Here is a 26,110-nt window from a genome sequence, read left to right as displayed (position 1 = left end):
AGGCTCACGAGTCGAGTGGGCTGATCGGACCAGAAAGCAGGCCATATTCACCACGTGAGTGAACACAGTGAACTCGACGGGAACCGTGTAACCACCATCACCGAGCGCGCTCTGCCCGCAGAGCGCACCGTCCGTTCGAGTATGGATCTGGCGCCGGAGACCGTGCGTCAAGTCCTGGGGGCGACGGACGAGAATCTCACCGCGATCGAACGTGAGCTTCGTGCCGACATTCATGTACGTGGCGGAACCATCTCCTTGTCGGGGACGGCTGCAGACGTGGCGCTGGCAGAACGTGTGTTCAGTGAATTGGCGTCGCTGGCCGGTCGAGGGCAGCCCATTGCCCCGGACGCTGTTCGACGAACCATCGGCATGCTCACCAACGAGGTCGGCGAGTCTCCGGCCGAGGTGCTCTCCCTCGACATTCTTTCGCGTCGGGGCAAGACGATTCGGCCGAAGACCCTCAACCAGAAACGCTACGTCGACGCCATCGACGAGAACACCATCGTGTTCGGAGTCGGCCCGGCCGGTACCGGCAAGACCTACCTCGCCATGGCCAAGGCCGTTCAGGCGTTGCAGGCCAAGCAGGTCTCTCGGATCATCTTGACCAGGCCGGCAGTCGAGGCCGGGGAGCGACTGGGCTTTCTGCCCGGCACGCTGCACGAGAAGATCGATCCGTATCTCCGCCCGCTGCACGACGCATTGCACGACATGATGGATCCCGAGGCGATTCCGAAGTTGATGCAGGCCGGAGTCATCGAGGTCGCTCCGCTCGCCTACATGCGTGGCCGGACGCTCAACGACGCCTTCATCATCTTGGACGAAGCGCAGAACACCACGGCCGAGCAGATGAAGATGTTCCTGACCCGCCTCGGGTTCGGTTCCAAGATCGTGGTCACCGGAGACGTGACCCAGGTCGATCTGCCGGGCGGGGCCCGTTCGGGTCTGCGCGCGGCATCCGAAATCCTCACCGGGATCGACGATATTCATTTCGCCACTCTGGACAGCAGCGACGTCGTACGTCATCGGCTGGTCTCTCACATCGTCGACGCTTACGAGCGTCACGAATCGGATCGGTCCGGCGAGTTGGCGGTCGGAAACCGGGCGCAGCGCCGCGCTGCACATGCTCATTCACCGCGACGGTAGGCTGAGCGACGCATCAACCCCTACTTTTCCCAGGAAAGAGCGTCGCACATGAGCATCGAGGTCTCGAACGAATCGGGCATGGACATCTCCGAACCGGAGTTGATCAGCGTTGCCCGTTTCGTGATCGCTCGGATGGATGTCCATCCGGCGGCCGAGCTGTCGATGGTTCTCGTCGACTCCGCGACGATGGCGGATCTGCACGTTCGCTGGATGGACCTGCCGGGCCCGACCGACGTCATGTCGTTCCCGATGGACGAACTCGAGCCGGGTGGCCGTCCCGATTCCCCCGAGCCGGGGCCGTCGATGCTCGGCGACATCGTGCTGTGTCCGTCTTTCGCCGCGGATCAGGCTGACAAGGCCGGGCATTCACTGGCTCACGAACTTGCCCTCCTGACCGTCCACGGTGTGTTGCACCTTCTCGGCTACGACCATGCGGAGCCGGAAGAGGAGAAGGAGATGTTCGGCTTGCAGAACAGCCTCCTCGAAGAGTGGTACGAAGACCTTCGCCGTATCGACCGCGAAGCAGCACTGGCCGAACGCGATCAGAAGCTGCTCGGTAAGACCGGTTTCGTCGACGGAGTGGACCGATAACAGTTATCCGGGGGTTCTGTAGTGAGTAGCGCCATAGCGCTCTTTGTTCTGGCGATTGCTCTTGTCCCGGTCGGTGGTGTGTTCGCGGCCGTCGACTCGGCGCTCAACACCATTTCGTCGGCGCGGATCGACGAGATGGCAAAGGAAGAGCGAGCCGGCGCCGCGCGAGTGCAACGCATCCTGACCGATCGTCCGCGATACGTGAATCTGATGGTCCTGCTTCGCATTTTGTGCGAGATCACGGCCACCGTCGTACTCGTGGGCGGCCTGATCGACGTCCTCTCGCTGGGCTGGGCACTGACCGTCACCGCGGTGATCATGGTTCTCGTCTCGTACGTGGTCATCGGCGTCGGACCGAGAACGCTTGGGCGCCAACATGCGTACTCCATCGCGATGGCCGCGTCGCTGCCACTGCTGTGGATCGGGGTTCTGCTCGGGCCGATCAGTCGCGTCCTGATCCTCGTGGGTAACGCATTGACCCCGGGTAAGGGCTTCCGCAACGGCCCGTTCGCGTCGGAAATCGAGTTGCGTGAACTCGTGGACATGGCGCAGGAACGTGGCGTCGTGGCCGACGAAGAACGCCGAATGATCCAGTCCGTCTTCGAGCTCGGAGACACGTCGGCACGCGAGGTGATGGTGCCGCGCACCGACATGGTGTGGATCGAGAACGACAAGAATGCCGGGCAGGCAACGTCGTTGGCCGTGCGCAGTGGTCACTCGCGCCTGCCGGTCATCGGGGAGAACGTCGACGACGTGCTCGGTGTCGTCTACCTCAAGGATCTGGTCAAGCAGACCTACCACCTGCCCGACGGCGGCCGGAACGTCAACGTCTGCGACGTCATGCGGCCCGCCGTCTTCGTTCCCGACTCGAAGCCGCTCGACAGCTTGCTGGCCGAGATGCAGCGCGACCGCAACCACATGGCGATACTCGTCGACGAGTACGGCGGAATCGCCGGGCTCGTCACGATCGAGGACGTCATCGAAGAGATCGTCGGTGAGATCGCCGACGAATACGACGAGGACGAGACGCCGCCCATCGAGGATCTCGGTGACGGAATGTTCCGCGTATCCGCGAGACTTCCCATCGAAGACCTCGGTGAATTGTTCGATCTCGAACTCGAACTCGACGAGGTGGAGACCGTCGGCGGGCTGATCGGATACGTACTCGGCCGAGTGCCACTTCCCGGTTCCGAAGTGGAGTACGACGGTTTGATCCTGCGCGGCGAGGGAACCAATACGGGCCGAGGCCGGGTACGCATCAGCACGGTGTTCGTGCAGCGCATCCCGCCGTCCGAAGACGAAGAGACAGAAGACACCGATGACTGAGCGAGAGTTCAGCGAGGAGCAGTTATGAGCAAGAACGAATTCCGGTCAGGCTTCGTGTGTTTCGTGGGTCGACCCAATACGGGCAAGTCCACGCTGACCAACGCGTTGGTCGGCAGCAAGATCGCGATCACGTCCTCGCGCCCGCAGACGACGCGCCACACGATTCGCGGCATCGTTCACCGCGAGCATGCGCAGCTGATCCTGGTCGACACCCCTGGACTGCACAAGCCCCGCACTTTGCTCGGGCAGCGCCTCAATGACCTGGTTCGCGACACGTACTCCGAGGTCGACGTCATCTGCCTGTGCATCCCGGCCGACGAGGCCATCGGGCCCGGAGACCGCTGGATCGTGCAGCAGGTCCGTCAGATGGCGCCCAAGACCAAGCTTGTCGGCATCGTGACCAAGATCGACAAGGTCAGCCGCGACGCCGTCGGAAAGCAGTTGCTCGCGCTGTCCACCCTGCTCGGTCCCGAATCCGAGGTCGTTCCGGTGTCCGCGAAGTCGGGTGAACAGGTCGAGATCCTGGTCGACGTCCTCGCCGGTCTGATGGACGAGGGCCCGGCCTTCTACCCGGACGGGGAACTGACGGACGAGCCCGAAGAGGTGCTCATGGCCGAACTGATCCGTGAGGCTGCGCTCGAGGGGCTCGGCGAAGAATTGCCGCACTCCCTGGCTGTGGTGATCGAGGAGGTCATCCCGCGCGAGGGACGCACCGAGAAGCAGGGCGAGATGCTCGACGTGCATGCACTGCTCTACGTCGAGCGGCCCAGTCAGAAGGGCATCGTCATCGGTAAGGGCGGAGCGCGTCTGCGGGAAGTCGGTACCAGTGCGCGCCTGCAGATCGAGAAGCTGCTCGGTGTGCGGATCTTCCTGGAGCTGCACGTCAAGGTCGCCAAGGACTGGCAGCGCGACCCGAAGCAGCTCGGCCGGCTGGGCTTCTAGGGCCGGAGGACCCTGAGGATCGCCGCGCCGATGTCCTGCTCGTCGACGCCGGTGGCCAGGCGTCGGAGTTGGAGGCCGGTGATGACGGCGACGAGCGTCGATGCAATCGACTCCGGATCAGGTACACCGAGTGCCGTCAGAATCGTGACGGTCAAATCGTCGTAGGCGGCGAAGCATTCGACGGCGACTTCGTGGAGTTCGTGGTCGCGCCCGGCGGCGATGTACATCTCGAACGGCGCGATCCGCTCGGCCGAGAACGAAAGATCTCGCGTCACCTTTTCGGCTATTGCCGCGGCGTCCTCGACGCTCAGACCTTTGTCGCGGTACTCCTCGGCCAAGGCGCGCAGGCGCGTCGTCTCGTCGGTCACGAAACGAGACAGAGCAGCGCGGAGCATGTCCGACTGGCTGGCGAAGTGATACGTGATCGATCCGAGTGAGACGCCGGCCTGCGCGGCGATGCGCCGGTTGCTCACACCCGGGATGCCGTCGGTACCGACGACGTGCAGAACGGCGTCGAGTATTCGCTCGCGAACGTCCCGGTTACTCATCGGGTCACCACCACGGCTCGGGTCGGACCTGATCCCAACGCAGGACCGATTCCAACTGTGAAGCGAGGGAGACCAACAGAGGTTCGGTGTTCTCGTTGCCCATCAACTGCGCACCGATGGGCAGGCCGGCCTTGCTGAATCCGGCCGGCACGTTGACCGAGGGCCAGCCGAGGACGTTCCACGGCCACGCGTAGGGGCAGGCGCCGGTCATGACCTTGTCGGTGTCCCAGCCACCGATGCCGTCGATCGCGGTCGCCATGATCGGTGGGGTTGCCGTCGTGGGTGCCAGGACGACGTCGTAGGTGTCGAAGATCGCTCCGATCCGCTTTCGCATCCGCGGCTCGGCCGCGCGGGCCGCGCGCAGAGGTGCGCCGCGAAGTAGCTTGCCGTTCTGGGCATTTCCACGTGTTCTGGCATCGACCAGTTTCGGGTCGGGAACGCGTCCGAGCCAGTCGTGGACCCCGACGAGCGAGCGGGGCAGAAAGTTCAGGCCGAAGATCAGGCCGTATGCGGGATCGTCGACGACGACATGGTGTCCGAGTTCCCGCAGCGTGTCGGCGATCGAATGCACGGCCAGGCGCACTTCCGGGTCCAGCTTCACGGGAGTGGCGGTGAACGGATTGCGAAGGGAAAGCGCGATTTTCAGTTTTCCGGGGTCGCGTACCACCGCGTCGCTGACGGTGACCGGTGTCGGCTTGTGGAGATCGCCGTCATGGTTGCCGGCAGCGACGTCGAGCAGCAGTGCCGCGTCGGCGACGGTGCGAGCGAGAGGTCCGTTGACCGTCAGGCCGTAGAACGCTTCGGCGTCGGGCCAGGTTGAGATGCGCCCGCGCTGCGGTTTGATTCCGACGAGGTTGGTCCAGGCCGCAGGGATTCGGATGGAACCGGCACCGTCGGAACCGATTCCGGCGCTGACCAATCCGGCGGCGACGGCCGCGGCGGTGCCGCCCGACGATCCGCCTGGAGTGTGGTGACGCGACCACGGATTGCGCGTGTAACCGAAGGCTGAACCGCTCGTGAGCGGCCACTGACCCAATTCCGGGCTGTTGGTCTTGCCCACGATCACTGCGCCGGCGTCGCGGAGGCGTCGAATCATCTCCGAGTCCTCGGTCTTGGCCGGGAAATCGCCAGGGCAACCGAAGGCCGTGGGTTCGCCGGTGATGTCGACGTCGTCCTTCACTGCGATCGGCACACCGAGCAGCGGCAGACGCTCGCCGCGTGCGAGACGTCTGTCGGCCTCGGCAGCTTCCTCGAGTGCCTTCTCTCGCCGCACGATCTTGAACGCATTGAGGTGAGGCTGAGTGGCCTCGATCCGGCTCAGCGTTGCCTCGGTGGCCGCGACGGACGAGGTGGCGCCCGAGGCCAGACTCGCAACCTGGTCGACAAGACCGGGGGCGAGATCGTGGTCGGTTCGAGAAGTCATCAGGTTCCCTTCGCAAAACTGTTCGTTCGAACGAACAGTAACTTGTTTCAGTATTAGTGAACTTCGGTTTCGCGTCAAGATCGCGTCAAGACGCCAGGTCAGTGCGTAAGCGGATCGTCAGAGACGCGGAATCGGCCTTTCCGGAGGTCGAAGCTGAGAGAGCGCATCCGGTCGAGGGCGACCGCGCGTCATGGCTGCGATGCACAGCAGCACGGCAAAAGATTTCGAAGAGGGAAGCTCATGGCCGATCTGGCCTACGTTGCTCTGATTCTCGGCGGTTTTCTCGTGTGCGCGCTGGTACTGCGCGCCCTACAGGCGAGCGCTCCCAAATGACGGTTGCCGGTGTGGTCAGCGTGGTTCTGATCGCCGTCGCCGCGGCATTGGTCATTTACCTGCTCGTTGCACTCGTAGATCCTGAGAGGTTCTGATGTCGCCCGCTCTTGCAGCCGGCCTGCAGATCGCTTTTGTCCTCGTCGTTCTGGCAATCGCCTACGTCCCGGTGGGCGACTACATGGCGCGTGTTTACTCGTCGACGCGAGATCTTCGGGTCGAGAGTGTGATCTACCGCGTCGGTCGGATCGACTCCAGGGCCGAGCAGACGTGGTACGGCTACGCCGCAAGCGTTCTCGGATTCTCGCTGGCCAGCGCATTGTTCCTGTACTTCCTGCAACGGATTCAGGGAGTACTGCCGCTGAGTGACGGTCTGTCCGGGGTCAGTCCTGCCGTAGCGTTCAACACCGCGATTTCGTTTGTGGCGAACACCAACTGGCAGTCGTACACGCCGGAAACGACGATGAGCAACTTCGTTCAGCCCGTCGGTCTGGCGGTGCAGAACTTCGTCTCGGCAGCGGTCGGCATGGCGGTGGCCATCGCATTGGTTCGTGGCTTCATTCGGGTGGCCAGGGGCGGCGAGATCGGCAACTTCTGGGTCGATCTGACGCGTGGTTCTCTGCGCATCCTCCTCCCGTTCTCCTTCGTGATCGCCCTGATCCTGTTGAGCCAGGGAGTGATCCAGTCGTTCCACAGCGGTTTCGCCTCCACCGGCCTCGACGGCAATGCGGTGACCAATGCACTGGCCCCCGTCGCGTCCCAGGAAGCGATCAAGGAACTCGGCACCAACGGTGGCGGGATATTGGCTGCCAACTCGGCGCACCCGTTCGAGAACCCCACCCCGTTGAGCAATGTCGTCGAGATCCTGGCGATCCTGTTGATTCCGGTCTGCCTCACCCGAACGTTCGGAACTCTAGTCGGGGATCGTAGGCAAGGCCTCACCCTGCTGGCAGTGATGGGAATCCTGTGGAGCGGGCTGCTCGCAGTCACGCTCGCTGCCGAATCCGGCGCACGCGGTGTTGCCGCCACAGCAGCTGGTTCGATGATGGAGGGCAAGGAAGTTCGCTTCGGAATCCCCGGATCGGCGTTGTTCGCGGTGGCGACCACGGGAACGTCGACGGGCGCGGTGAACTCGGCCCACGACAGCATGTCGCCCCTCGGTGGCGGCGCGGTCCTGCTCAACATGTTGCTCGGCGAAATTGCGCCAGGTGGAGTCGGAACCGGCCTCTACGGGATTCTTGTGCTGGCATTGATCGCAGTGTTCGTCGGCGGACTGCTGGTCGGTCGCACGCCCGAATATCTCGGCAAGAAGTTGGGTCGACGCGAGATCACCCTTGCGGCGCTGTCGATTCTGGTCATGCCCGCGCTGGTCTTGATCGGTACCGCCATCACCGTCATCCTCGGTTCGACCACCGGTTATCAAGGCAACGGGGGAGATCCGGGCACGCCGGGATCGATCCACGGGTTCAGTGAGGTGCTTTACGCCTTCGCCTCCGCCTCGAACAACAACGGCAGCGCCTTCGGCGGTCTGACGGTCACCAGCGACTGGTTCCAGTCGTCTCTCGGAATCTGCATGCTTCTCGGCCGATTCCTGCCGATCATCTTCGTTCTCGCCTTGGCCGGTGCTCTTGCCTCGCAGAAGAAGGTGGCGCCGACGGCCGGCACCCTCCCGACGTCCGGACCGATGTTCACCGGTTTGTTGACCGGCACCGTCGTTCTTGTTGCTGCACTTACATTCTTCCCGGCCCTCGCGCTGGGCCCGCTAGCGGAGGCTCTTCAATGACCGTGCGTATCAGTGAGAAACCCGTGGTAGCGCAAGACGCTGCCGACAAGGTTGATCCAGGGCAGTCCCGTGAAGTACACGCAGGCGTTTTCAACCCGCGGCAGATGATCACCGCGTTGCCGGGGGCCGTGCGCAAACTCGACCCACGCCACCTCGCCCGCAACCCGGTCATGTTCGTGGTGTTCGTCGGTTCCGTCATCACCACTGTCATGGCGATCGCCGATCCCTCGGTGTTCTCCTGGGTGATCACCCTGTGGCTCTGGTTCACGGTGATCTTCGCGAACCTCGCCGAATCCGTGGCCGAAGGGCGCGGCAAGGCGCAGGCGGCGAGCCTGCGAAAGGTGAAGCAGGACACCACAGCACATCGGATCACGATGAGCGGTGCGATCGAATCGGTTTCCGGCACCGAACTGGTGGTCGGCGATCGGGTGATAGTGGTTGCCGGCGAGGTCATCCCCGGCGACGGCGACGTGGTCGAAGGTATTGCCTCCGTAGACGAATCGGCGATCACCGGTGAATCCGCGCCGGTGGTCCGTGAATCCGGTGGTGACCGGTGCGCCGTCACCGGTGGTACGACGGTTCTCTCGGACCGCATCGTCGTGGAAATCACCGCAGCACCGGGCAGTTCGTTCGTGGACCGGATGATCGCGCTCGTCGAGGGTGCTTCACGTCAGAAGACACCCAACGAGATTGCGCTCAACATCCTGCTCGCGTCGTTGACCGTCATCTTCCTCCTCGCCGTCGTAGCCATCGGCCCGATGGGCTTGTACGCGGGGCACGAGCAGGATCCGATCAAGCTGATCGCACTTCTCGTCTGCCTGATCCCGACGACCATCGGAGCGCTGCTCTCGGCGATCGGTATCGCGGGCATGGACCGCCTCGTCCAGCGCAACGTTCTCGCGATGTCGGGGCGCGCGGTGGAAGCTGCGGGCGACATCGACACCCTGTTGATGGACAAGACCGGAACCATCACTTTCGGTAACCGCCGGGCCACCGCACTCCATCCGGCGCCCGGTGTATCCGCCGACGATCTTGCTGCGGCAGCACGCTTGTCGAGCCTTGCCGACGGAACTCCCGAGGGACGGAGCATCGTCGAGCTGTGCGCAGCGGAGTTCGGTCTCGCTGCCGAGCCGACGCTGGACGAGGAACGCGCCGAGTTCGTTCCGTTCACGGCACAAACCCGGATGAGCGGACTCGACCACTCCGGATGCCAAATCCGAAAGGGTGCAGCAGATGCGGTGATGAACTGGGTCGTCAGTGGCGGTGGACACGCGGAGAGCGCGGTGACCGACACCGTGGGCGACATCGCCCAAGCCGGCGGAACGCCGCTGGTAGTTGCCGTCAAGCATGGTGAGAGTACCTCGATCCTCGGCGTGATCGCGTTGTCCGACGTCGTCAAGCCGGGAATGGCTGACAGGTTCGCCGAACTCCGGGCGATGGGTATTCGCACGATCATGATCACCGGCGACAATCCGTTGACCGCGAAGGCGATTGCCGACGAGGCGGGCGTCGACGACTTCATGGCGGAGGCCACCCCGGAAGACAAACTGGCCCTGATCCGGAAGGAACAGGAAGGCGGACGTCTCGTCGCGATGACCGGTGACGGGACCAATGATGCTCCCGCCCTTGCCCAGGCGGATGTCGGGGTCGCGATGAACACGGGAACCTCGGCAGCCAAAGAGGCCGGAAACATGGTCGATCTCGACTCCGATCCCACCAAGCTGATCGAGGTGGTGGAAATCGGCAAGCAATTGCTGATCACCCGCGGCGCGTTGACCACATTCTCGTTGGCGAACGACCTGGCGAAGTATTTCGCAATCCTGCCGGCCTTGTTCAGCGGCATCTACCCGCAGCTGGACGCGTTGAACATCATGCGTCTCGCCACCCCCGAATCGGCGATCGTCTCGGCCGTGATCTTCAACGCCTTGGTGATCATCGGTTTGATTCCGTTGGCACTCAAGGGTGTTCGATACCGACCGTCGACGGCATCGCAGTTGCTCGGACGTAACCTGCTCGTCTACGGTCTCGGCGGTGTGATCACACCGTTCGTCGGTATCTGGTTGATCGATCTCGTCGTACGTTTGATTCCTGGAATTGGGTGACCTGACATGCGTTTCACTATCGGTTTTGCCAAACAGGTGTGGGCGGGTTTGCTCGTATTGCTCGCGCTCACCGTCGTTCTCGGTGTGGTCTATCCCGCCGCGGTGTGGGGTGTCAGCCGGATCAGCTCCGGATCTGCCGAAGGCTCACCGGTCACCGATGCCGCCGGTTGCGTGGTCGGCAGTGCCTGGGTGGGTGTCGATCCGCAGGTCGCCGAAGGGCAGCAGGACCCGTTCTTTCACAATCGTGTTGTCGGATCCGTTTCGGACGAGGATCCGTTTGCCACCGGTGATCCCGCTGCGGCACTGCCGTCCAACCAGGGGCCGAGCAGCGAGATTCTGGCCGGATTCGTCATCGATCGCCGGGCAGCCATCGCGGCACGTGAGGGTGTCGACCCGGCATCGGTTCCCGTCGACGCAGTCACCGGTTCGGGCTCGGGTATCGATCCCCACATCAGTCCGGCGTACGCCGAACTGCAGGTCGCGAGGGTGGCGGCGAACAACGGCATCTCGGAAGACCAGGTGCGGGACTTGGTGGCCGAGCACACCGACGGTCGGCAACTCGGATTTCTCGGAGCCGAGCGAGTCAACGTACTGGAATTGAACCTGGCACTCGGATTGACGGCACCTACGTGTGCTGCACCGACGACTGGTGGATGATTGTCACGTGAGTTCTTCGGAGAAGGTCGGTCAATCTTTCGGTAGGGCACGCAAACGTGGTGAATTGCGTATCTACCTCGGCGCTGCGCCTGGCGTCGGAAAGACCTTCGCGATGCTCGGTGAGGCTCATCGGCGTCGAGATCGTGGCTGTGACGTGGTCGCGGCCGTCGTGGAGACACACGGCCGCGCCCGCACCGCGGCGCAGATCGGAGACCTCGAAATAGTGCCGCCCAAGCTGGTGGATTATCGCGGAACACGGATGCCGGAACTGGACGTCGAGGCCGTGTTGGCTCGGCGTCCGGCCCTTGTCCTGGTGGACGAGTTGGCACATACCAACACGCCAGGGAGCAAGAATCACAAGCGCTGGCAGGACGTACAGGAACTGCTCGAAGCCGGGATCGACGTTCTGTCCACGGTCAACGTGCAACACCTCGAAAGCCTCAACGACGTTGTCGCGCACATCACCGGCGTGGTTCAGCAGGAGACGGTTCCGGACGCGGTAGTGCGTAGTGCGGCGCAGGTCGAGCTGGTCGACATCACCCCGGAGGCGCTGCGCCGCAGACTTTCTCACGGAAACGTGTATTCACCGGAACGGGTCGATGCGGCCTTGGGCAATTACTTCAGACGCGGAAACCTCACGGCGCTACGCGAACTGGCTCTGCTGTGGGTGGCCGATCAGGTGGACGCCGCACTGGCGAAATACCGGGCCGAGAACAAGATCACCGATACCTGGGAAGCGCGCGAGCGTGTCGTCGTTGCCGTGACCGGGGGACCGGAGTCGGAAACCCTGGTACGACGCGCATCTCGAATCGCGTCGAAGTCGAGCGCCGAGCTGATGGTGGTCCACGTCGTACGCGGTGACGGACTCACCGGTGTCTCGGCCCCCGAGATGGGCAAGGTGCGCGCGTTGGCTGTCGGAGTCGGCGCCACGCTTCACACCGTTGTCGGTGACGACGTACCGTCGACGCTCCTCGAGTTCGCGCGTGAGGAGAACGCCACACAGTTGGTGCTGGGAACGTCGCGGCGTTCCCGCCTGGCTCGCATCCTCGACGAGGGGATCGGCGCTGCTGTGGTTCAGCAGTCCGGTGGTATCGACGTTCACATGGTCACGCACGAGGAAGCGACGGCGCGACGACGCATTTCGGTGCTGGGGCGCTCGGAGCGCCGGGTCCTGTCGTGGATTGCGGCGATCGTCGTGCCTTCGCTCGCGGCCGCGATCATGGGTCTCGTCGACCGAATCTCCGGGGTCAACGGCGAGAACGCGCTGTTCTTCGTCGTGGTCGTTCTGGTTGCCCTCCTCGGCGGCGTCGGCCCGGCGATATTGTCGGCACTGATCTCGGGACTGCTGCTCAATTACTTCTTCACCGATCCGCGGTACAGCTTCACCATCGCCGAACCTGACAACTTCATCACCACTGTCGTGCTGTTGATCGTGGCTGTGGCAGTTGCCGTTCTGGTCGACGCCGCAGCAAAGCGCGCCCGCGAGGCGAAGCGCGCATCCGAGGAAGCCGAACTGCTCACACTGTTCGCGGGATCAGTTCTCCGCGGAGCGGATCTGTCGACACTTCTGGCGAAGGCACTCGAAATCTATCGCCAGCGAGGGGTTTCCGTCATTCATCACGACGACGGAGTCATCGCTGCCGTCGGTACGCAGCCGCCGACCACGGACGACGAAGCGGATACGGTCTGTGAGGTCAACGACGGGGAATACGCGCTGTTGTTGGCTGGGCCCGACCTGAGTGCGCGGGACCGACGAGTGCTGACGGTGGTCGCTCACCAAGCAGTTGGGATGATCCGCCAGGAGAAACTGACAGTCGAGGCGAGCAAGGCTGCCGCGCTCACCGAGGCTGATCAACTGCGTCGAGCCTTGCTGTCAGCGGTAAGCCATGACCTGCGAACGCCTCTCGCCGGAGTGAAGGCGGCGGTGTCCAGTCTGCGCAGCGACGACATCGAGTTCTCGCCCGAAGACACCGCTGAATTGTTGGCAACCATCGAGGAGTCGGCGGATCAGTTGACGGCACTGGTCGGGAACTTGCTCGACTCGTCCCGCCTTGCCGCCGGGGTGGTGAAACCCACGCTCCGGCCGGTGTATCTGGACGAGGTGGTTCACCGCGCGTTGCTGGGCCTCGGCATCGGTGGACGCTCGGATTCGCGGGCTCGAAGTGTAGTCGTCGACGTGGGTACCGTTGCAGTGCAAGCAGATCAAGGTCTGCTAGAGCGGGTGATTGCGAACATCGTCGACAACGCTCTGCGCTACGGGGGAGAAACCCCGGTGCGCGTCGGGGCGGCGCAACTCGGTGATCGTGTGGTGATCAGTGTTGCCGATACGGGCCCAGGTGTTCCGCGAGGTGAGGCCGAAACGATGTTCCAGCCGTTCCAACGGATGGGAGATCGCGACAACACCGGCGGAGTGGGCCTCGGACTTTCCGTGGTGCGCGGATTTGTCGATGCGATGGGCGGAACAGTCAGCGCCACAGACACACCTGGTGGGGGATTGACGATGATCGTGGAGTTGGCTGCGGCCGGTACGAATGGGAATGGATCATGAGTCGAATCCTGGTAGTGGACGACGAACCGCAGATTCTGCGAGCTCTGCGTATCAATCTTTCGGTGCGCGGGTACGAGGTGGTGACCGCGTCTACGGGCGCGGGTGCCTTGCGGGCTGCTGCCGAGCGTCCACCGGACGTCGTGGTACTCGATCTCGGACTGCCCGACATGGACGGCACCGAAGTGCTTGCCGGCCTGCGTGGCTGGTGCACGGCGCCGGTCATCGTGCTGTCGGCGCGCACGGATTCCGCGGACAAGGTCGAGGCTCTCGACGCCGGTGCGGACGACTACGTCACCAAGCCCTTCGGGATGGACGAGTTTCTGGCCCGCGTGCGCGCTGCGGCGAGGCGGGGAACCTCCGCGGCGGACACTTCGGAACCGTCGGTCGAGACCGCGTCCTTCACGGTGGACTTGGCTGCGAAAACAGTGAGTCGGCGCGGTGAACAGGTGCACCTGACTCCGACCGAGTGGGGCATGCTCGAGATGCTTGTGCGCAACCGCGGAAAGCTGGTCGGGCAGAAGGAGTTGCTTCGGGAAGTGTGGGGACCGGCGTACGACACCGAGACCCACTATCTACGTGTCTACCTGGCTCAACTTCGTCGGAAGCTCGAGGATGACCCGGCGAACCCCAAGCATCTGATCACCGAGGCAGGAATGGGTTATCGATTCGTGGTGTGAGAAGCCAGGTCAGAGCACAACTACCAATTTGCCACGTGCCGTACCGGCTTCCATCTTGGCATGTGCTCGCGCGATGTCCTCGAACGCGAACACCTCGTCGATCGGTACCACCGCCTCGCCTGACGCCACAGCGGAGAGGAAGTCTTGCAGTACGTCGGCAGGCAGGTCGGACGCGTCCCCACCGTACGAGGTCAATCGCACTCCGCGTGGAATGTAGTCGATCGGATAAAAGTCTTTGACTGTCCACTCGTTGGACAGCATTCCCGTGAAACACACGGTGCCGTGAACGCGGGTCGCGCGCAACGTGTCGGGAAGTGTTGGTGTTCCGACCAATTCGAGGGCCAGATCAACACCGCCCGGGAGGATGTCTCGAACCTGGCCGGCCACAGCACCGTCGTCGACGATAACGTGGTCAACCCCGATCGCGGTCAACGACGACGCTTTGTTCGCATCTCGGGTGGTCGCAAGGACAGTGAGCCCCCACTGCTTCGCCAGGACTGCGGTTGCCATGCCGACCGAGGAGGTTCCTCCCCGGATCAACAGGGATTGACCGGATTTCGTGTCCAGTCCTACCGTCAGCGAGCCGTAGGACGTCTGCAGCATCTCGGGAACAGCTCCCACTGTCGACCAGTCCAGTTCGCTCGAGAAGGGAACGACCTGACTGACGGGAACGCACGTGTACTCGGCATAACCGCCGTCGAACGTCCTCCCCATCCCACCCATCATGGCGGCGACTTGCCGGCCTTCGGTGAGCTCCCCGCCGGGGCAGTTCACCACTTCGCCGACGGCCTCGATGCCCAGCACCCTCGGGAATGTCACGCCTTCGGCGAGGCCGAGGCGGGTGTGAAGTTCGGATCGATTGAGGCCGAAAGCCTTCACCCGGACCAGTACCCAGCCCGCAATCGGCACGGGTATCGGAATCACTTTGATAGTCAATGCTTCTGGCGGGCCGGGGGCGTCGAGTACGATTGCGCGCATTGTGCCGGTCATGCTTTTTCCTTCGTGGTCGGTGTCAGGTTTCGATTGGCTTCACGCAGCGTGGCCAGTGTGGCGCCGAATCGATCGAGAGCGTCGGGCGTCAGCACGGAACCGAGACGGCGCTCCAATTCGTCGTCGAACGTTGCCTTCGCCCGCCGCAACAGCTCATTGCCCTCGGGAGTCAACTCGATGAGTGAGGATCGTTTGTCGGTGGGATTGGATTTTCGACGGCAGTGTCCAGCCGCTTCGATTCGATCCACCAGCTTGCTCGTGCCACCGACGGTGATCGCGAGGGCCTCGGCGATGTCGAAGACCCGACAGGAGCCGAGCCTGTCGATGATCTGCATCGGCTCGAATCGACTCAGTGGCAGGTCGTGCTCGATTCGGAGTCGCTGGTCGACGGCCGTCCACAGTTCGGTTTCGAAGCGGACGAGGTTGTCGAAGTGCCTGCTCAGGGCTGATCTGGTCACGAGCAGACTCCGAACCGATATGCATTCCGTGGAATCATTCTTTCACCGTACGCCCGATTCGTGATTAATTCCATGGAATCTATTTGCGGCCTTTCATTGTGTCGGTGGCGCATGGGAACATATGTTCGTGTCGCATGAACCGCTGGATCAAGAAACGCCAGGTAATCACGCTGGCGGTGCTCGTTCCGGCGGTAATCATTCTGGCGATAGTCGGTCCACAGGTGACGCAACAATCCTGCATGCGGACCTCGATTCGTTCTACGCATCAGTCGAGCAACGCGACGACCCGACTCTGGCCGGCAGGCCGGTCATCGTCGGTGGTGGGGTGGTCTTGGCGGCAAGCTACGAGGCCAAGGCGTTCGGGGTTCGCACAGCCATGAGCGGTGGTCAGGCCCGATCACTGTGTCCTCAGGCGATAGTCGTCCCTCCGCGAATGTCGGCGTACTCGCAGGCGAGCAAAGACGTGTTCGACGTCTTTCACGACACGTCGCCGCTGGTCGAAGGAATCTCCATAGACGAGGCCTTTCTCGAGGTCGGCGGGCTCGCCAAGATCGTGGGAAACCCGCTGCAGATCGGAGCCAACCTCAGACGCGATGTGGCCGAGCAGGTCGGACTACCGATCACGGTCGGAATCGCACGCACCAAGTTCCTGGCCAAGGTCGCCAGTGCATTCGCGAAACCCGACGGATTGCTGCGAGTGCCGCCGGAGGGCGAGACCGAGTTCCTGCATCCCTTGCCGGTCGAGAAGCTGTGGGGCGTCGGCAAGATCACGGCCCAGAAGCTGCGAAACTTCGACATCGTGACGGTGGGTGACATCGCTCGGCACGACGAATCCTCGATCGTCTCGATTCTCGGGGGCGGCGCCGGTCGCCATCTCTACGCACTCTCACACAATCGAGATCCGCGCCCCGTCCGCGCCTATCGTGGCCGCAGTTCGATGGGTGCTCAGCATGCGCTGGGTCGCGGATCCCATCCCCGCGCAGAACTCGATGCGTCGTTGATGTCCCTTGTCGACCGTGTCAGTCGACGCATGCGTTCGGCGCAGCGGACGGGGCGCACGGTCACGCTCCGGCGCCGCTTCGCGGATTTCACGCGGGCAACTCGATCTCACACGCTGCGCCGGTCCACCGCCGACACAGCGGAATTGCTGAACGCCTCGATGGTGCTGCTGGACGAAGCGATACCGATGATCGCGGACAAGGGCATCACGTTGATCGGTGTCGCTGTCTCCAACCTGGATAGGGACGGCGCCGAACAACTCGAATTGCCCTTCGACGGTCCAGGATTCGCGGGTCCGGACACTGCCGCCCTCGACTCGGCAATGGACAGTGTCCGGAAGAAGTTCGGCTCCGCGGCCCTCACGAGGGGAGTGCTCCTGGGACGCGATCCGGACCTGTCGGTGCCGCTACTGCCGGACTAGGTGAGGTTTTCTCGCAGAGTCGCTCCCTCGTATTCGCGACGGAACAACCCACGCGCCTGCAGCACTGGAATCACGTGATCGACAAAATCTTCCAGACCCTGCGGATAGGTCGGCGGCATCAGATTGAAACCGTCGGCACCGCGGCCGTTCAACCAGGATCCCATCTCGTCGGCAATCGACTCCGGTGTTCCGATCATCGTTGCGTGACCACCACCCGCAGCGAGCGTCCCGAGGAGCTCCCGCACAGTCGGTGCGTCCTTCTCGACGATCCGCAAAATAGTGGCGTAGCGTCCCTGCGGCCCGGTGAACGCTTCGAGTGGAGGCAACGGGGGCACGGGCCCGTCGAGATCCCAGTTCTCGCAATCCTGTCCGGTGAACAACGAGAGTTGGCGTATCGACTGTTCGGTGGGCAGCAGGAGATCGAGTTCGGCCTTCTTCGCCCTGGCCTCGGCGACGGTGCTGCCGACGTAGGTGACCAGTCCCGGCATCACGGCGACAGAGTTCGAATCCCGGCCGGCTCGCTCGATTCTCGATTTCACGTCCGCGTAGTAGGCCTGTGCGCTGGGTAAGTCGTAGGCAACCGAATAGATTGCCTCGGCGCGACGCGCCGCCAGATCGCGGCCCTGCTCGGACGCCCCGGCCTGGAACAACACCGGCCGGCCTTGCGGGGAGCGCGGAACCGTCAACGGCCCGTCCACCCGAAAATGTTTGCCGTCGTGATCGATTCGAGAAATCCTGTTTGCGTCGGCAAAACGCCCCGACCGGTCGAGAATCAGCGCGTCTTCCGACCATGAATCCCACAATGCGAGGGCCACTTCGACAAATTCGTCGGCTCGTTCGTATCGGGATGCGTGATCGGGCATCGCCTCGAGTCCGTGGTTGCGCGCCTCCTGGTCGAACATCGAGGTCACGACGTTCCAGCCGGCCCGTCCGCCGCTGATGTGGTCGAGCGAGGCCAACAGTCGCGCCGCGTGAAACGGCGTGTAGAAAGTGGTGGAAATGGTGGTCACCAGGCCGATGTCCGCTGTCGCTCGTGCCATGGCAGTCAATGCGGTGATCGGCTCGAGAAACCACGACGCACCCGACTCGGGTTCGCGAACACTGTGACCGTCAGCGAAGAAGACGGCGTCCAGCTTGCCGCGTTCGGCGATCTGGGCGAGCGACTCGTAATACGTTATGTCGCCGAGACTTTCGACCGGTGAGTCGCGATGACGCCATGCCGCACTGTGATGTCCGCAACCGAGCAGGAACGCACCTATCCGCAGCTGTGCGCCCATCAGTTCTTGACGAGTCCGCCGTCGACAACCAGGTTCTGGCCGGTCACGGCCCGCGACCATGGGGAGGCGAAAAAGAGTGCAGCGTCGGCAAATTCGTCCGGCGTGGTGACTCGGCGCAGGGGAGTGCTTGCCGCGATCATGTCGAACACGGCTTCCGGTGTTGCGGCGCTCGCATCGGTGGTGCGGAGCAAGCCGCCCGAGACCATGTTGACTGTGATCCCGTCCGGACCGAGGTCGGCGGACAGCGTCCGTGTCAGTGCCAACAGTGCGGCCTTGGCAGCGGTGTAGTCGTGGTACGGAACTACCGGATTCTGGACCAGATTGGTTCCGACAGTGATGATTCGGCCGAAGCCGAGTTCGCGCATGCCTGGTAGCGCTGCCTGGGTGGTATTGAGTGTTCCGGCAACAGCTCCGCGTAGTTGAGAGTCGAAGTCGGCCCAGGTGATCGTGTCCGCGTTCGGCCGTGCATCGCCGTTGAACGAGAAGTCGACCAGTGCATTGTCGACCACGGTCGAGATCGGTGCGTCGAATCTCTCGCGTGCAGCGGAGAACAACTGGTCGACGGAACTGCGGTCCGTCACGTCCGCCTGGACTGCGAAGGTGCGATCCTCACCCAGTTCGGCGACCAGGGCCTCGGCGGCATCGCGGCTCTTGTTGTAGTTCACGATTACGCGGGCGCCCGAGCGGGAGAATGCTCGGCTCAGTGCGGCGCCTAGCCCGCGGGCGCCACCGGTGATCAGAACGATCTGCTCGTCGAGGTTCAATGCGCGCTGAAATTGCTGTTCGGTCACGTCGACATCCCTCCGCCAGTGCTAACTGGTCAGGTTCATCGGGTCTGATCTCAGCCGACTTTTTCGGCACCCCGTGTCACCGTCCATCAGACCACGTGAGGTGAATCGTCCTGAACGCCGGGTGCGTTGTAACGGCCGGCGCGATGAGTTTTCGATCGCGCGGGAGTCGTAATTGCAAGCGAAGTGGCAACCGGCCGCTCGCCTTCGCCCCAGGAGATTCCGATGACCACCCAGCCCGTCCACAACGAAACTGTTTCCGGTAACGCCACGACGACGACACCTTCGGCCACGGCTCGCAAGCTCGGATACGTCCTGAGTGGGCTGTTCGTCGTTTTCATGCTCTTCGACGGCATCATCCACATTCTCAACCTTCAGACAGTCAAGGATGCGTCGGCTGAACTTGGGTTGCCGGACTCGCTGGCATTGACGGCTGGGGTGGTGCAACTGATCTGCCTTGCGCTGTACGTGATTCCGCGAACGTCGATACTCGGCGCGATTCTGCTCACCGGTTACCTGGGGGGAGCGGTGTTGACCAACCTTCGAGCTGAACAGCCTCTGCTGAGCACGACCCTGTTTGCCGTCTACACCGGAATCGTCATGTGGGCGGGACTGTATCTCCGGGACGAGAAGGTTCGCGAGATCATCCCGCTGCGTCGGGCCTGAAATAGGCCCCCGAGGGGGTTGCGTGGGACGCGGTGTCCCATTATGTTTGACCTCATTCAAGTCCGTCGACTGCAATCGACGGACTGGCCGTGAGGAGACACCGATGGCTCGGTCAGCGTCGATCGAAGTGGAAAAGCCGTACCACCAGGTACTGCAGACTTTGTCCGAGGGCTCAGTTGCCCGCAGTTTCGATCCCTATCTCGACATCGACTGGGATTCACCAGAGTTCGCGATCGATCCGCATGATCCGAGATGGGTGCTCTCGTCCGTGTCGGACCCCCTCGGGGCGACGCAGTGGTACCAGGATCAGTCGTTGGAGCGTCGAATCGCCATGGGAATGTGGCGTCAGGCGAACGTGACCAAGGTGGGTTCGGCCTTCGAGAGCATCTTGATCCGGGGAATGCTGCAATACATCATGGCGCTACCCAACCAGTCGCCTGAGTTCCGGTACTGCCTGCACGAGATGACCGAAGAGTGCAATCACATCCAGATGTTCCAGGAACTCGTCAATCGCATGGACATCGACGTGCCGGGTATGCGTCCGATGTTCCGGCGACTGTCGCCGATCATCGGAGTGCTGGGAGCAAAGTTCCCGGTCATCTTCTTCATCGGCATTCTGGCTGGTGAAGAACCGATCGACCACTTCCAGAAGGATCTCATCCGTGAGGGTAAGGACACGCCGCCGGCGATGCTCCGCACCATGGAGATCCACATCGCCGAAGAAGCGAGACACATCTCGTTTGCTCACGAGTTCCTGCGCAATCACGTACCCAGACTCAGTCGTACGAGTCGAGCCATCACATCGGTCGCCTTCCCCGGCGCGATGCGTTGGCTTGCGGGTGAAATCATGTCACCGCCAAAGGAATTCGCCGAAGAATTCGGAATCCCGGACGAGGTGATGAAGAGCGCCTTCTGGGGGAGCCCGCATTCACGCCGCATCCTGGGTAACTACTTCGGTGAAATGCGAGCCCTGGCAGACGAACTCGGATTGATGAATCCGGTGTCGAAGCGTGTGTGGCGAAAGCTGCGCATCGACGGCGACTACGCCCGCTACCGCGGCGAGCCGAAGCGTTCCGACAAGACCCGGATCTAGTCCGGCCGCGAAGTTCCTCCGTCGGAGGACATCAGCTCGGCTATGAGCGTGGACAATTCGACATGGGGATCGATCTGTAGTCCGCTCGAGCGGGCAACGCCGTCGAACATGTACCAGGTGTATTTCGCGAGGTCGGCGACGATCTCTTCGCGGCTCGGTTTCGGATCGGTGCTTCGGACCCAGTGGGTGAGCGTGCCCTCGACCATTGTCACCACTGCGAACGGTAGTGAATCGAAGGGCGAGGAGTCGATCCCCACGGATCGACCGACTTCGGTGATAGTGGTGCGGGCGGAGTCGGCGATTGTGGCCTTCAGACTGCTGATCGCGTCGATGCTCTCGTCGTCGTAGTCGGTGGGGCCGGTGCCCATGAACTCGTGAATCCGCGGATGCTCGGTGATCCACTCGGCGACGGCGCTGATGGTTCGGGTCAGGATCTGGTCGAGAGTGCCTACCGAAATGCTCATCGAAGCATCCAGGGCCGCCGCAAATTGGCCGAGCACGAACGCTCGCACTCGTCGATCGAGGTCGTCTCGGCCGCTGAATTGGCGGTACACCACCGACTTGGCGAGGCCGGCACGATCGGCGATCTGCTGGACGGACACCTCGGCACCTGCCGCACGCTCTTCGATCAGTTCGACCGCCGAGGTGAGTATCCGTTTCTGACGCTCGGAGTTGTGTCGCTCCCACCGCGCTTCGCGACCGGTCAACTCTGCAGTGACAGGTTGCACAATTGCGTCGCTCGGCATCGCGCCAGTCTATCCGGACGGACCTGCCGTGTTTCCGACTTGTCATCGGGCGCGGCATCGGGATCGGTCGTCGGTACAACGTGGGACACTGGTCGAGTGAGGTTGTATCGAGACACGGCGGTGGTGCTGCGCCTGCACAAACTGGGCGAAGCCGACCACATCGTCACGTTGCTCACCCGTCAGTTCGGGTTGGTACGTGCCGTGGCCAAAGGTGTCCGCCGAACCACCTCCAAATTCGGTGCCAGACTCGAACCGTTTGCTCACATCGACGTGCAACTACTTCCGGGCAAGAATCTCGACATCATCACTCAGGTGCAGACGGTCGACGCATTCGCCACCGACATCGTCGACGACTACAGCCGGTACACCACGGCCTGCGCCGTACTCGAAACTGCCGAGCGGTTGGCCGGCGAGGAACGCGCGCCGGCCCCGCAGCTTCAGCGATTGACGGTGGGAGCACTGCGTGCGATCGCCGAGCAGGCACGACCGGTCGAGTTCGTGCTCGACGCGTTCTTGTTGAGAGCCATGGGCTATGCGGGTTGGGCGCCTGCCCTCGAAGAGTGCGCCCGCTGCAGTGCTCCTGGCCCGCACCGGGCCTTTCATGTCGCCGCAGGCGGAGCCGTGTGTACCTATTGCCGCCCGGCGGGTGCTGCGACGCCGTCGCCCGGAGTGCTCGACTTGATGGAAGCCCTGCTCCGAGGGGAGTGGGAGGGTACCGATTCGGCGCCCGCGACGCTGCGGACGCAAGCCAGCGGACTGGTCGCGGCACACCTGCAGTGGCATCTCGAGCGCCAATTGCGGACGTTGCCGCTGATCGAGCGTTCGAGGCCGCATGCAGCCGTCGAGGTCGACTTGCCCGTGAGGCAGGATGGAACACGTGATTCGACGACGCGAACCGCGAACTCCGCTTGATTCTGCTGCTGACCGGGTGATCCGACCACCGGACCCACATCCGTCCGGGGCGACCCCGCCGATCCTGCAGACCGAACTGATCCCGCGCCACGTCGCTTTGGTGATGGACGGCAACGGACGATGGGCGCAGGAGCGCGGTCTGCCCCGAACCGCCGGGCACGAACGCGGCGAAGCTGTCCTGATGGACACCGTCTGCGGGTGCATCGAGATGGGTGTCGAGTGGCTCTCCGCTTACGCCTTCTCCACCGAGAACTGGAAGCGCAGTCCCGACGAGGTTCGATTCCTGATGGGCTTCAACCGTGATGTCATCCGCCGTCGACGCGACGAGATGAACGAAATGGGTGTGCGTGTTCGCTGGGCCGGTCGTAAGCCACGCCTGTGGGCCAGCGTGATCAAGGAACTCGAGATCGCCGAAGAACTGACCAAGAACAACACCGTCATGAACTTGACCATGTGTGTGAACTACGGCGGCCGGGCCGAAATTGCCGATGCGGTAAAGGAAATCGCGAAGCGTGTCGCGGCCGGTGAGATCAATCCGGACAAGATCACCGAGGCGACGGTTGCCAAGTACCTCGACGAACCCGACATGCCCGACGTCGATCTCTTCCTGCGTCCGTCGGGGGAACAGCGGACGTCCAATTTCTTGATCTGGCAATCTGCCTACGCCGAAATGGTGTACCAGGAGAAGCTGTTTCCCGATTTCGACCGCCGCGACCTTTGGGCCGCCTGCGTCGAGTACGCCTCACGTGACCGTAGATTCGGTGGCGTCAAATGACAGGGGAGAACATGACCGACACCACCGACGAAGCAGCCCGCCTACAAGAACGCGCGGCCGCCTCGCTGGCGCATTTCGTGACGGTCGATGTGGCTGCCGACGGATCACTGGGTTTCCAGTACTCCGGCGCGCTGTGTTCCATCCAGGCGATGAATCTGTCCGAGGGTCTGGACGTGCTGTCCATGACGTGTGTTCTCGCATGGGACCGACCGGTGAGCGCGGCACTGCATCGCAAGGTGGCCGAGCGGAATCGCACCATCCAATTCGGCTCCATCGCGGTGTTCGGCCACGGCAGTCTGGCGGACGTCATCCTGCGTTACACGTTCCCTGCCGCCGGACTGGACGACGAGGCACTGACCACGATGTTGCTACTGGCGCTCACCGGTGCCGATACCGCCCGGCAGGGTTTGATTCCCTGACGCTCTCAGGCGGCGGCGCAGTCGCGGCAGGTGCCGAAGATCTCGACGGTGTGACTCACTTCGGTGAAACCGTTGTCCTCGGCGATGGTCTGTGACCACTGCTCGACCGTCGGGCCCTCGACTTCGACGGTGAATCCGCAGTTGCGGCACACCAGGTGATGGTGGTGCCCGGAGGAGCAGCGTCGGTAGACGGACTCACCTGTGTCGGTGCGTAGGACGTCGATGGTTCCGGCGTCGGAGAGTGCCTGCAGCGTGCGGTAGACGGTGGTCAGGCCGATGCCTTCACCTCGCTTGCGCAGTTCGTCGTGCAATTCCTGTGCCGACTTGAATTCGTCGATGTCGTCGAGCAGGGCGGAGATGGCGCTGCGCTGTTTCGTGGAACGAACGCCGACTGTGGCCGGTCCACGTTTCGAGGTCGTACTGCCCGGGGTGTTCATGCGGTGGAATCTCATCCTTCTTCGGCGTGGGCGACAGCGTCGACGACGATGTGTGCAAGGTGATCGTCGACGAGTCGATAGAGAACTTCTCGTCCGTTGCGTTCGCCGCGGACGACGCCCGCTGCTTTGAGTACGCGCAGATGCTGGCTGATGAGTGGCTGAGTGACACCGAGAGCTCCGACGAGTTCGTGAACGCAACGCTCCGACTCGTGCAACTGAAGCACGATCGCGATCCGAACGGGTGCAGCGAGCGCCCGCAGAATTTCGCCGGCTGCCGCCAGGGTTTCCTTGGGCGGCACGGGCGCGGGCGGTGCGGCTTCGAACGGGTCGTGCGTGTGTCCGAGGTCGGAATGATCATGGCTTTTGTGGAGATCGCCGGTATCCGCAATGCTCACAGCGAGGCTCCTTCGAGGGGTAGATCATGATGTCCGGGCATAGCCATCTCACCACATTATTGCAAATCACTTTCATTTTGATATGCACAAGTATGCATGTCAACCTTGGACGGAAGTGCGTGGCAGCCGCCAGATAGGCTGATGGTGCGAAAAGCGCACGAAAATCATGCATCTATTACCCAGATGGAGAGCAATCGAGTGGCACCCAAGTCCAAGATCGAAGCCGTTGTCAATCTCGCCAAGCGGCGAGGCCTGGTCTACCCGTGCGGTGAGATCTACGGCGGTACCAAGTCCGCATGGGACTACGGCCCATTGGGTGTCGAGCTCAAGGAGAACATCAAGCGCCAGTGGTGGCGCAACATGGTCACCAGCCGCGAGGACGTCGTCGGCCTCGACTCGTCGGTGATTCTGCCCCGCGAGGTGTGGGTCGCGTCCGGTCACGTCGGTGTCTTCAACGACCCGCTCGTCGAGTGCCTCAACTGTCACAAGCGTCACCGTCAGGATCACCTGCAGGAGGCGTACGCGGAGAAGAAGAAGCTCGACAACCCGGACGACGTCTCGATGGATGTCATCGGTTGCCCCGATTGCGGCACCGTCGGCCAGTGGACCGAGCCGCGCGACTTCAACATGATGCTCAAGACGTACCTCGGCCCCGTCGAGAGCGAAGAGGGCATGCACTACCTTCGCCCCGAGACCGCACAGGGCATCTTCGTGAACTTCGCCAACGTGCTGACCACCTCGCGTAAGAAGCCGCCGTTCGGCATCGGCCAGATCGGCAAGAGCTTCCGCAACGAGATCACCCCCGGCAACTTCATCTTCCGCACCCGTGAGTTCGAGCAGATGGAGATGGAATTCTTCGTCAAGCCGGGCGAGGACGAGCAGTGGCATCAGTACTGGATCGACTACCGCCTTGACTGGTACACCGGCCTCGGTATCAACAAGGACAACCTGCGTCTGTACGAGCATGCGCCGGAAAAGCTTTCGCACTACTCGAAGGGCACGACCGACATCGAGTACCGCTTCCACTTCCAGGGCAGCGAATGGGGCGAGCTCGAAGGTATCGCGAACCGTACCGACTTCGATCTCTCGACGCACTCCAAGCACTCGGGCACCGAGCTGAACTACTACGACCAGACGACGGGCGAGCGGTACACGCCGTACGTCATCGAGCCGGCGGCCGGTCTCACGCGTTCGCTGATGGCCTTCCTGGTCGACGCCTACACCGAGGACGAGGCGCCCAACTCCAAGGGCGGCGTCGACAAGCGCACAGTGCTCCGCCTGGATCGTCGACTCGCTCCCGTCAAGGCTGCCGTTCTGCCGCTCTCGCGTAACGCGGACCTGACGCCGAAGGCCAAAGATCTTGCAGCGCAGCTGCGTCAGAATTGGAACGTCGAGTTCGACGACGCCGGCGCCATCGGTCGTCGTTACCGTCGCCAGGACGAGATCGGCACACCGTTCTGCATCACGGTCGACTTCGACACTCTCGAAGACCAGGCTGTGACGGTGCGTGAGCGTGACTCCATGGCGCAGGAACGCGTCGCCCTCGATCAGGTGGAAAGCTACCTGGCCGCACGGCTGATCGGCTCCTGATTCTCGTTCGAAGCTGACGGGCGGTCCTTCTCAATCGAGAAGGACCGCCCGTTTTCTCTTTCCCCGATGGTCCT

General features: G+C 62.8%; 26 protein-coding genes and 1 riboswitch. Of the genes, 17 read left to right on the top strand and 9 right to left on the bottom strand.

Going from position 1 to position 26,110, the window contains the following annotated elements; translation table 11 throughout:
- Positions 1 to 54 precede the first annotated feature (54 nt).
- The 4 genes from AOT96_RS28785 to era are packed head-to-tail and all read left to right on the top strand — an operon-like array spanning position 55 to position 4,002.
- Positions 55 to 1,143, top strand: a complete 1,089-nt coding sequence (locus AOT96_RS28785; RefSeq protein ID WP_054826182.1) for a PhoH family protein — start codon at positions 55 to 57, stop codon at positions 1,141 to 1,143.
- Positions 1,144 to 1,191: 48 nt separating this feature from the next.
- Positions 1,192 to 1,734, top strand: a complete 543-nt coding sequence (ybeY, locus tag AOT96_RS28780; protein ID WP_003944525.1) for an rRNA maturation RNase YbeY — start codon at positions 1,192 to 1,194, stop codon at positions 1,732 to 1,734.
- 21 nt (positions 1,735 to 1,755) lie between these two features.
- Positions 1,756 to 3,060: a hemolysin family protein gene (locus AOT96_RS28775; protein WP_003944509.1), complete on the top strand. Its 1,305-nt coding sequence runs from the start codon at positions 1,756 to 1,758 to the stop codon at positions 3,058 to 3,060.
- A gap of 24 nt (positions 3,061 to 3,084) precedes the next feature.
- Positions 3,085 to 4,002, top strand: a complete 918-nt coding sequence (gene era / locus AOT96_RS28770; RefSeq protein ID WP_003944451.1) for a GTPase Era — start codon at positions 3,085 to 3,087, stop codon at positions 4,000 to 4,002.
- Here the strand turns inward: era and AOT96_RS28765 are convergent.
- The gene (locus tag AOT96_RS28765; RefSeq protein ID WP_030536607.1) at positions 3,999 to 4,550 is read right to left on the bottom strand and encodes a TetR/AcrR family transcriptional regulator; all 552 of its coding nucleotides are present in this window, start codon (positions 4,548 to 4,550) and stop codon (positions 3,999 to 4,001) included. The two genes, era and AOT96_RS28765, sit on opposite strands and share 4 nt — an antisense overlap.
- Positions 4,551 to 4,554: 4 nt before the next feature.
- Positions 4,555 to 5,973 carry an amidase gene (locus AOT96_RS28760; protein ID WP_065352635.1) on the bottom strand — a complete coding sequence of 473 codons (1,419 nt, stop codon included), beginning with the start codon at positions 5,971 to 5,973 and terminating at the stop codon, positions 4,555 to 4,557.
- A gap of 329 nt (positions 5,974 to 6,302) precedes the next feature.
- On the opposite strand from AOT96_RS28760, the gene kdpF reads away from it, so the two are divergent.
- The 6 genes from kdpF to AOT96_RS28730 are packed head-to-tail and all read left to right on the top strand — an operon-like array spanning position 6,303 to position 14,070.
- The gene (kdpF, locus tag AOT96_RS28755; RefSeq protein ID WP_007731078.1) at positions 6,303 to 6,401 is read left to right on the top strand and encodes a K(+)-transporting ATPase subunit F; all 99 of its coding nucleotides are present in this window, start codon (positions 6,303 to 6,305) and stop codon (positions 6,399 to 6,401) included.
- Entirely contained in the window at positions 6,401 to 8,086 is a 1,686-nt protein-coding gene (gene kdpA, locus AOT96_RS28750; protein WP_003944472.1) for a potassium-transporting ATPase subunit KdpA, read from the top strand. The genes kdpF and kdpA overlap by 1 nt, the downstream gene beginning before the upstream one ends.
- Positions 8,083 to 10,188, top strand: coding sequence for a potassium-transporting ATPase subunit KdpB (kdpB, locus tag AOT96_RS28745; protein ID WP_065352634.1), 2,106 nt, complete (start codon positions 8,083 to 8,085; stop codon positions 10,186 to 10,188). The genes kdpA and kdpB overlap by 4 nt, the downstream gene beginning before the upstream one ends.
- A gap of 6 nt (positions 10,189 to 10,194) precedes the next feature.
- A complete protein-coding gene (locus tag AOT96_RS28740; RefSeq protein WP_065352633.1) occupies positions 10,195 to 10,845 on the top strand; it encodes a potassium-transporting ATPase subunit C in 651 nt (216 codons plus the stop codon).
- 7 nt (positions 10,846 to 10,852) lie between these two features.
- Positions 10,853 to 13,393 (top strand): sensor histidine kinase, encoded by a 2,541-nt coding sequence (locus tag AOT96_RS28735; protein ID WP_058039501.1) that lies wholly within the window; start codon positions 10,853 to 10,855, stop codon positions 13,391 to 13,393.
- Complete coding sequence (locus tag AOT96_RS28730) at positions 13,390 to 14,070, top strand: response regulator (RefSeq protein ID WP_003944545.1); 681 nt, start codon at positions 13,390 to 13,392, stop codon at positions 14,068 to 14,070. Before AOT96_RS28735 ends, AOT96_RS28730 begins: the two co-directional genes overlap by 4 nt.
- 9 nt (positions 14,071 to 14,079) lie before the next feature.
- Here the strand turns inward: AOT96_RS28730 and AOT96_RS28725 are convergent, their stop codons facing one another.
- Positions 14,080 to 15,060 (bottom strand): zinc-binding alcohol dehydrogenase family protein, encoded by a 981-nt coding sequence (locus AOT96_RS28725; RefSeq protein WP_065352632.1) that lies wholly within the window; start codon positions 15,058 to 15,060, stop codon positions 14,080 to 14,082.
- Positions 15,057 to 15,518, bottom strand: coding sequence for a MarR family winged helix-turn-helix transcriptional regulator (locus tag AOT96_RS28720; protein ID WP_030536603.1), 462 nt, complete (start codon positions 15,516 to 15,518; stop codon positions 15,057 to 15,059). Before AOT96_RS28720 ends, AOT96_RS28725 begins: the two co-directional genes overlap by 4 nt.
- Before the next feature lie 121 nt (positions 15,519 to 15,639).
- Here AOT96_RS28720 and dinB point away from each other — a divergent pair, with 121 nt between their 5' ends.
- Positions 15,640 to 16,938, top strand: a complete 1,299-nt coding sequence (dinB, locus tag AOT96_RS28715) for a DNA polymerase IV (RefSeq protein WP_083197682.1) — start codon at positions 15,640 to 15,642, stop codon at positions 16,936 to 16,938.
- Here the strand turns inward: dinB and AOT96_RS28710 are convergent.
- Together AOT96_RS28710 and AOT96_RS28705 are read right to left on the bottom strand one after the other, a co-directional pair.
- Positions 16,935 to 18,215, bottom strand: a complete 1,281-nt coding sequence (locus AOT96_RS28710) for an LLM class flavin-dependent oxidoreductase (protein ID WP_007731085.1) — start codon at positions 18,213 to 18,215, stop codon at positions 16,935 to 16,937. The genes dinB and AOT96_RS28710 overlap by 4 nt on opposite strands.
- Complete coding sequence (locus tag AOT96_RS28705; RefSeq protein WP_046379952.1) at positions 18,215 to 18,979, bottom strand: 3-oxoacyl-ACP reductase; 765 nt, start codon at positions 18,977 to 18,979, stop codon at positions 18,215 to 18,217. Before AOT96_RS28705 ends, AOT96_RS28710 begins: the two co-directional genes overlap by 1 nt.
- A gap of 17 nt (positions 18,980 to 18,996) precedes the next feature.
- Positions 18,997 to 19,090: riboswitch (TPP riboswitch) on the bottom strand.
- Between the two features lie 138 nt (positions 19,091 to 19,228).
- Between AOT96_RS28705 and AOT96_RS28700 the strand changes: the two genes are divergently transcribed.
- Both AOT96_RS28700 and AOT96_RS28695 read left to right on the top strand, forming a co-directional pair.
- Entirely contained in the window at positions 19,229 to 19,669 is a 441-nt protein-coding gene (locus tag AOT96_RS28700; protein ID WP_003944516.1) for a DoxX family protein, read from the top strand.
- A 103-nt stretch (positions 19,670 to 19,772) separates the two neighbouring features.
- Positions 19,773 to 20,762 (top strand): AurF N-oxygenase family protein, encoded by a 990-nt coding sequence (locus AOT96_RS28695; protein ID WP_050654659.1) that lies wholly within the window; start codon positions 19,773 to 19,775, stop codon positions 20,760 to 20,762.
- Here AOT96_RS28695 and AOT96_RS28690 read toward each other — a convergent pair.
- Positions 20,759 to 21,508: a TetR/AcrR family transcriptional regulator gene (locus AOT96_RS28690; RefSeq protein ID WP_065352631.1), complete on the bottom strand. Its 750-nt coding sequence runs from the start codon at positions 21,506 to 21,508 to the stop codon at positions 20,759 to 20,761. The genes AOT96_RS28695 and AOT96_RS28690 overlap by 4 nt on opposite strands.
- 96 nt (positions 21,509 to 21,604) lie before the next feature.
- Between AOT96_RS28690 and recO the strand changes: the two genes are divergently transcribed.
- From recO to AOT96_RS28675, 3 genes are read left to right on the top strand one after another with little or no spacing between them, the layout of a single operon-like run.
- Positions 21,605 to 22,420: a DNA repair protein RecO gene (gene recO / locus AOT96_RS28685; protein WP_029255636.1), complete on the top strand. Its 816-nt coding sequence runs from the start codon at positions 21,605 to 21,607 to the stop codon at positions 22,418 to 22,420.
- The gene (locus tag AOT96_RS28680) at positions 22,377 to 23,195 is read left to right on the top strand and encodes an isoprenyl transferase (RefSeq protein WP_003944543.1); all 819 of its coding nucleotides are present in this window, start codon (positions 22,377 to 22,379) and stop codon (positions 23,193 to 23,195) included. Before recO ends, AOT96_RS28680 begins: the two co-directional genes overlap by 44 nt.
- Entirely contained in the window at positions 23,192 to 23,614 is a 423-nt protein-coding gene (locus tag AOT96_RS28675; RefSeq protein WP_019749000.1) for a YbjN domain-containing protein, read from the top strand. The genes AOT96_RS28680 and AOT96_RS28675 overlap by 4 nt, the downstream gene beginning before the upstream one ends.
- A 5-nt stretch (positions 23,615 to 23,619) precedes the next feature.
- Here AOT96_RS28675 and AOT96_RS28670 read toward each other — a convergent pair whose 3' ends face one another.
- Together AOT96_RS28670 and AOT96_RS28665 are read right to left on the bottom strand one after the other, a co-directional pair.
- On the bottom strand, positions 23,620 to 24,051 hold the full coding sequence (locus AOT96_RS28670) for a Fur family transcriptional regulator (RefSeq protein ID WP_003944514.1): 432 nt from the start codon (positions 24,049 to 24,051) through the stop codon (positions 23,620 to 23,622).
- 11 nt (positions 24,052 to 24,062) lie between these two features.
- Entirely contained in the window at positions 24,063 to 24,446 is a 384-nt protein-coding gene (locus tag AOT96_RS28665) for an ArsR/SmtB family transcription factor (protein ID WP_003944457.1), read from the bottom strand.
- A 198-nt stretch (positions 24,447 to 24,644) separates the two neighbouring features.
- Between AOT96_RS28665 and AOT96_RS28660 the strand changes: the two genes are divergently transcribed.
- Positions 24,645 to 26,036, top strand: coding sequence for a glycine--tRNA ligase (locus AOT96_RS28660; protein ID WP_003944491.1), 1,392 nt, complete (start codon positions 24,645 to 24,647; stop codon positions 26,034 to 26,036).
- Positions 26,037 to 26,110 lie beyond the last annotated feature (74 nt).

Origin of the sequence: Rhodococcus sp. 008 (assembly GCF_001682295.1) — a bacterium.
GTDB classification, from domain to species: domain Bacteria; phylum Actinomycetota; class Actinomycetes; order Mycobacteriales; family Mycobacteriaceae; genus Rhodococcus_F; species Rhodococcus_F qingshengii.
The sequence above is the reverse complement of the archived record's forward strand: the minus strand, read 5'-3'. Positions and strand labels throughout refer to the sequence as shown.

Bases quoted from the DNA above. Each gene is read 5' to 3' on its own strand.
- kdpF (WP_007731078.1), top strand. From the start codon at position 6,303: ATGACGGTTGCCGGTGTGGTCAGCGTGGTTCTGATCGCCGTCGCCGCG.
- dinB (WP_083197682.1), top strand. From the start codon at position 15,640: ATGTTCGTGTCGCATGAACCGCTGGATCAAGAAACGCCAGGTAATCAC.
- AOT96_RS28740 (WP_065352633.1), top strand. From the start codon at position 10,195: ATGCGTTTCACTATCGGTTTTGCCAAACAGGTGTGGGCGGGTTTGCTC.
- kdpB (WP_065352634.1), top strand. From the start codon at position 8,083: ATGACCGTGCGTATCAGTGAGAAACCCGTGGTAGCGCAAGACGCTGCC.
- AOT96_RS28700 (WP_003944516.1), top strand. From the start codon at position 19,229: ATGACCACCCAGCCCGTCCACAACGAAACTGTTTCCGGTAACGCCACG.
- AOT96_RS28730 (WP_003944545.1), top strand. From the start codon at position 13,390: ATGAGTCGAATCCTGGTAGTGGACGACGAACCGCAGATTCTGCGAGCT.
- AOT96_RS28695 (WP_050654659.1), top strand. From the start codon at position 19,773: ATGGCTCGGTCAGCGTCGATCGAAGTGGAAAAGCCGTACCACCAGGTA.
- AOT96_RS28710 (WP_007731085.1), bottom strand. From the start codon at position 18,215: ATGGGCGCACAGCTGCGGATAGGTGCGTTCCTGCTCGGTTGCGGACAT.
- AOT96_RS28765 (WP_030536607.1), bottom strand. From the start codon at position 4,550: ATGAGTAACCGGGACGTTCGCGAGCGAATACTCGACGCCGTTCTGCAC.
- era (WP_003944451.1), top strand. From the start codon at position 3,085: ATGAGCAAGAACGAATTCCGGTCAGGCTTCGTGTGTTTCGTGGGTCGA.
- AOT96_RS28725 (WP_065352632.1), bottom strand. From the start codon at position 15,060: ATGACCGGCACAATGCGCGCAATCGTACTCGACGCCCCCGGCCCGCCA.
- AOT96_RS28670 (WP_003944514.1), bottom strand. From the start codon at position 24,051: ATGAACACCCCGGGCAGTACGACCTCGAAACGTGGACCGGCCACAGTC.
- kdpA (WP_003944472.1), top strand. From the start codon at position 6,401: ATGTCGCCCGCTCTTGCAGCCGGCCTGCAGATCGCTTTTGTCCTCGTC.
- AOT96_RS28690 (WP_065352631.1), bottom strand. From the start codon at position 21,508: ATGCCGAGCGACGCAATTGTGCAACCTGTCACTGCAGAGTTGACCGGT.
- AOT96_RS28760 (WP_065352635.1), bottom strand. From the start codon at position 5,973: ATGACTTCTCGAACCGACCACGATCTCGCCCCCGGTCTTGTCGACCAG.
- AOT96_RS28680 (WP_003944543.1), top strand. From the start codon at position 22,377: ATGGAACACGTGATTCGACGACGCGAACCGCGAACTCCGCTTGATTCT.
- AOT96_RS28675 (WP_019749000.1), top strand. From the start codon at position 23,192: ATGACAGGGGAGAACATGACCGACACCACCGACGAAGCAGCCCGCCTA.
- ybeY (WP_003944525.1), top strand. From the start codon at position 1,192: ATGAGCATCGAGGTCTCGAACGAATCGGGCATGGACATCTCCGAACCG.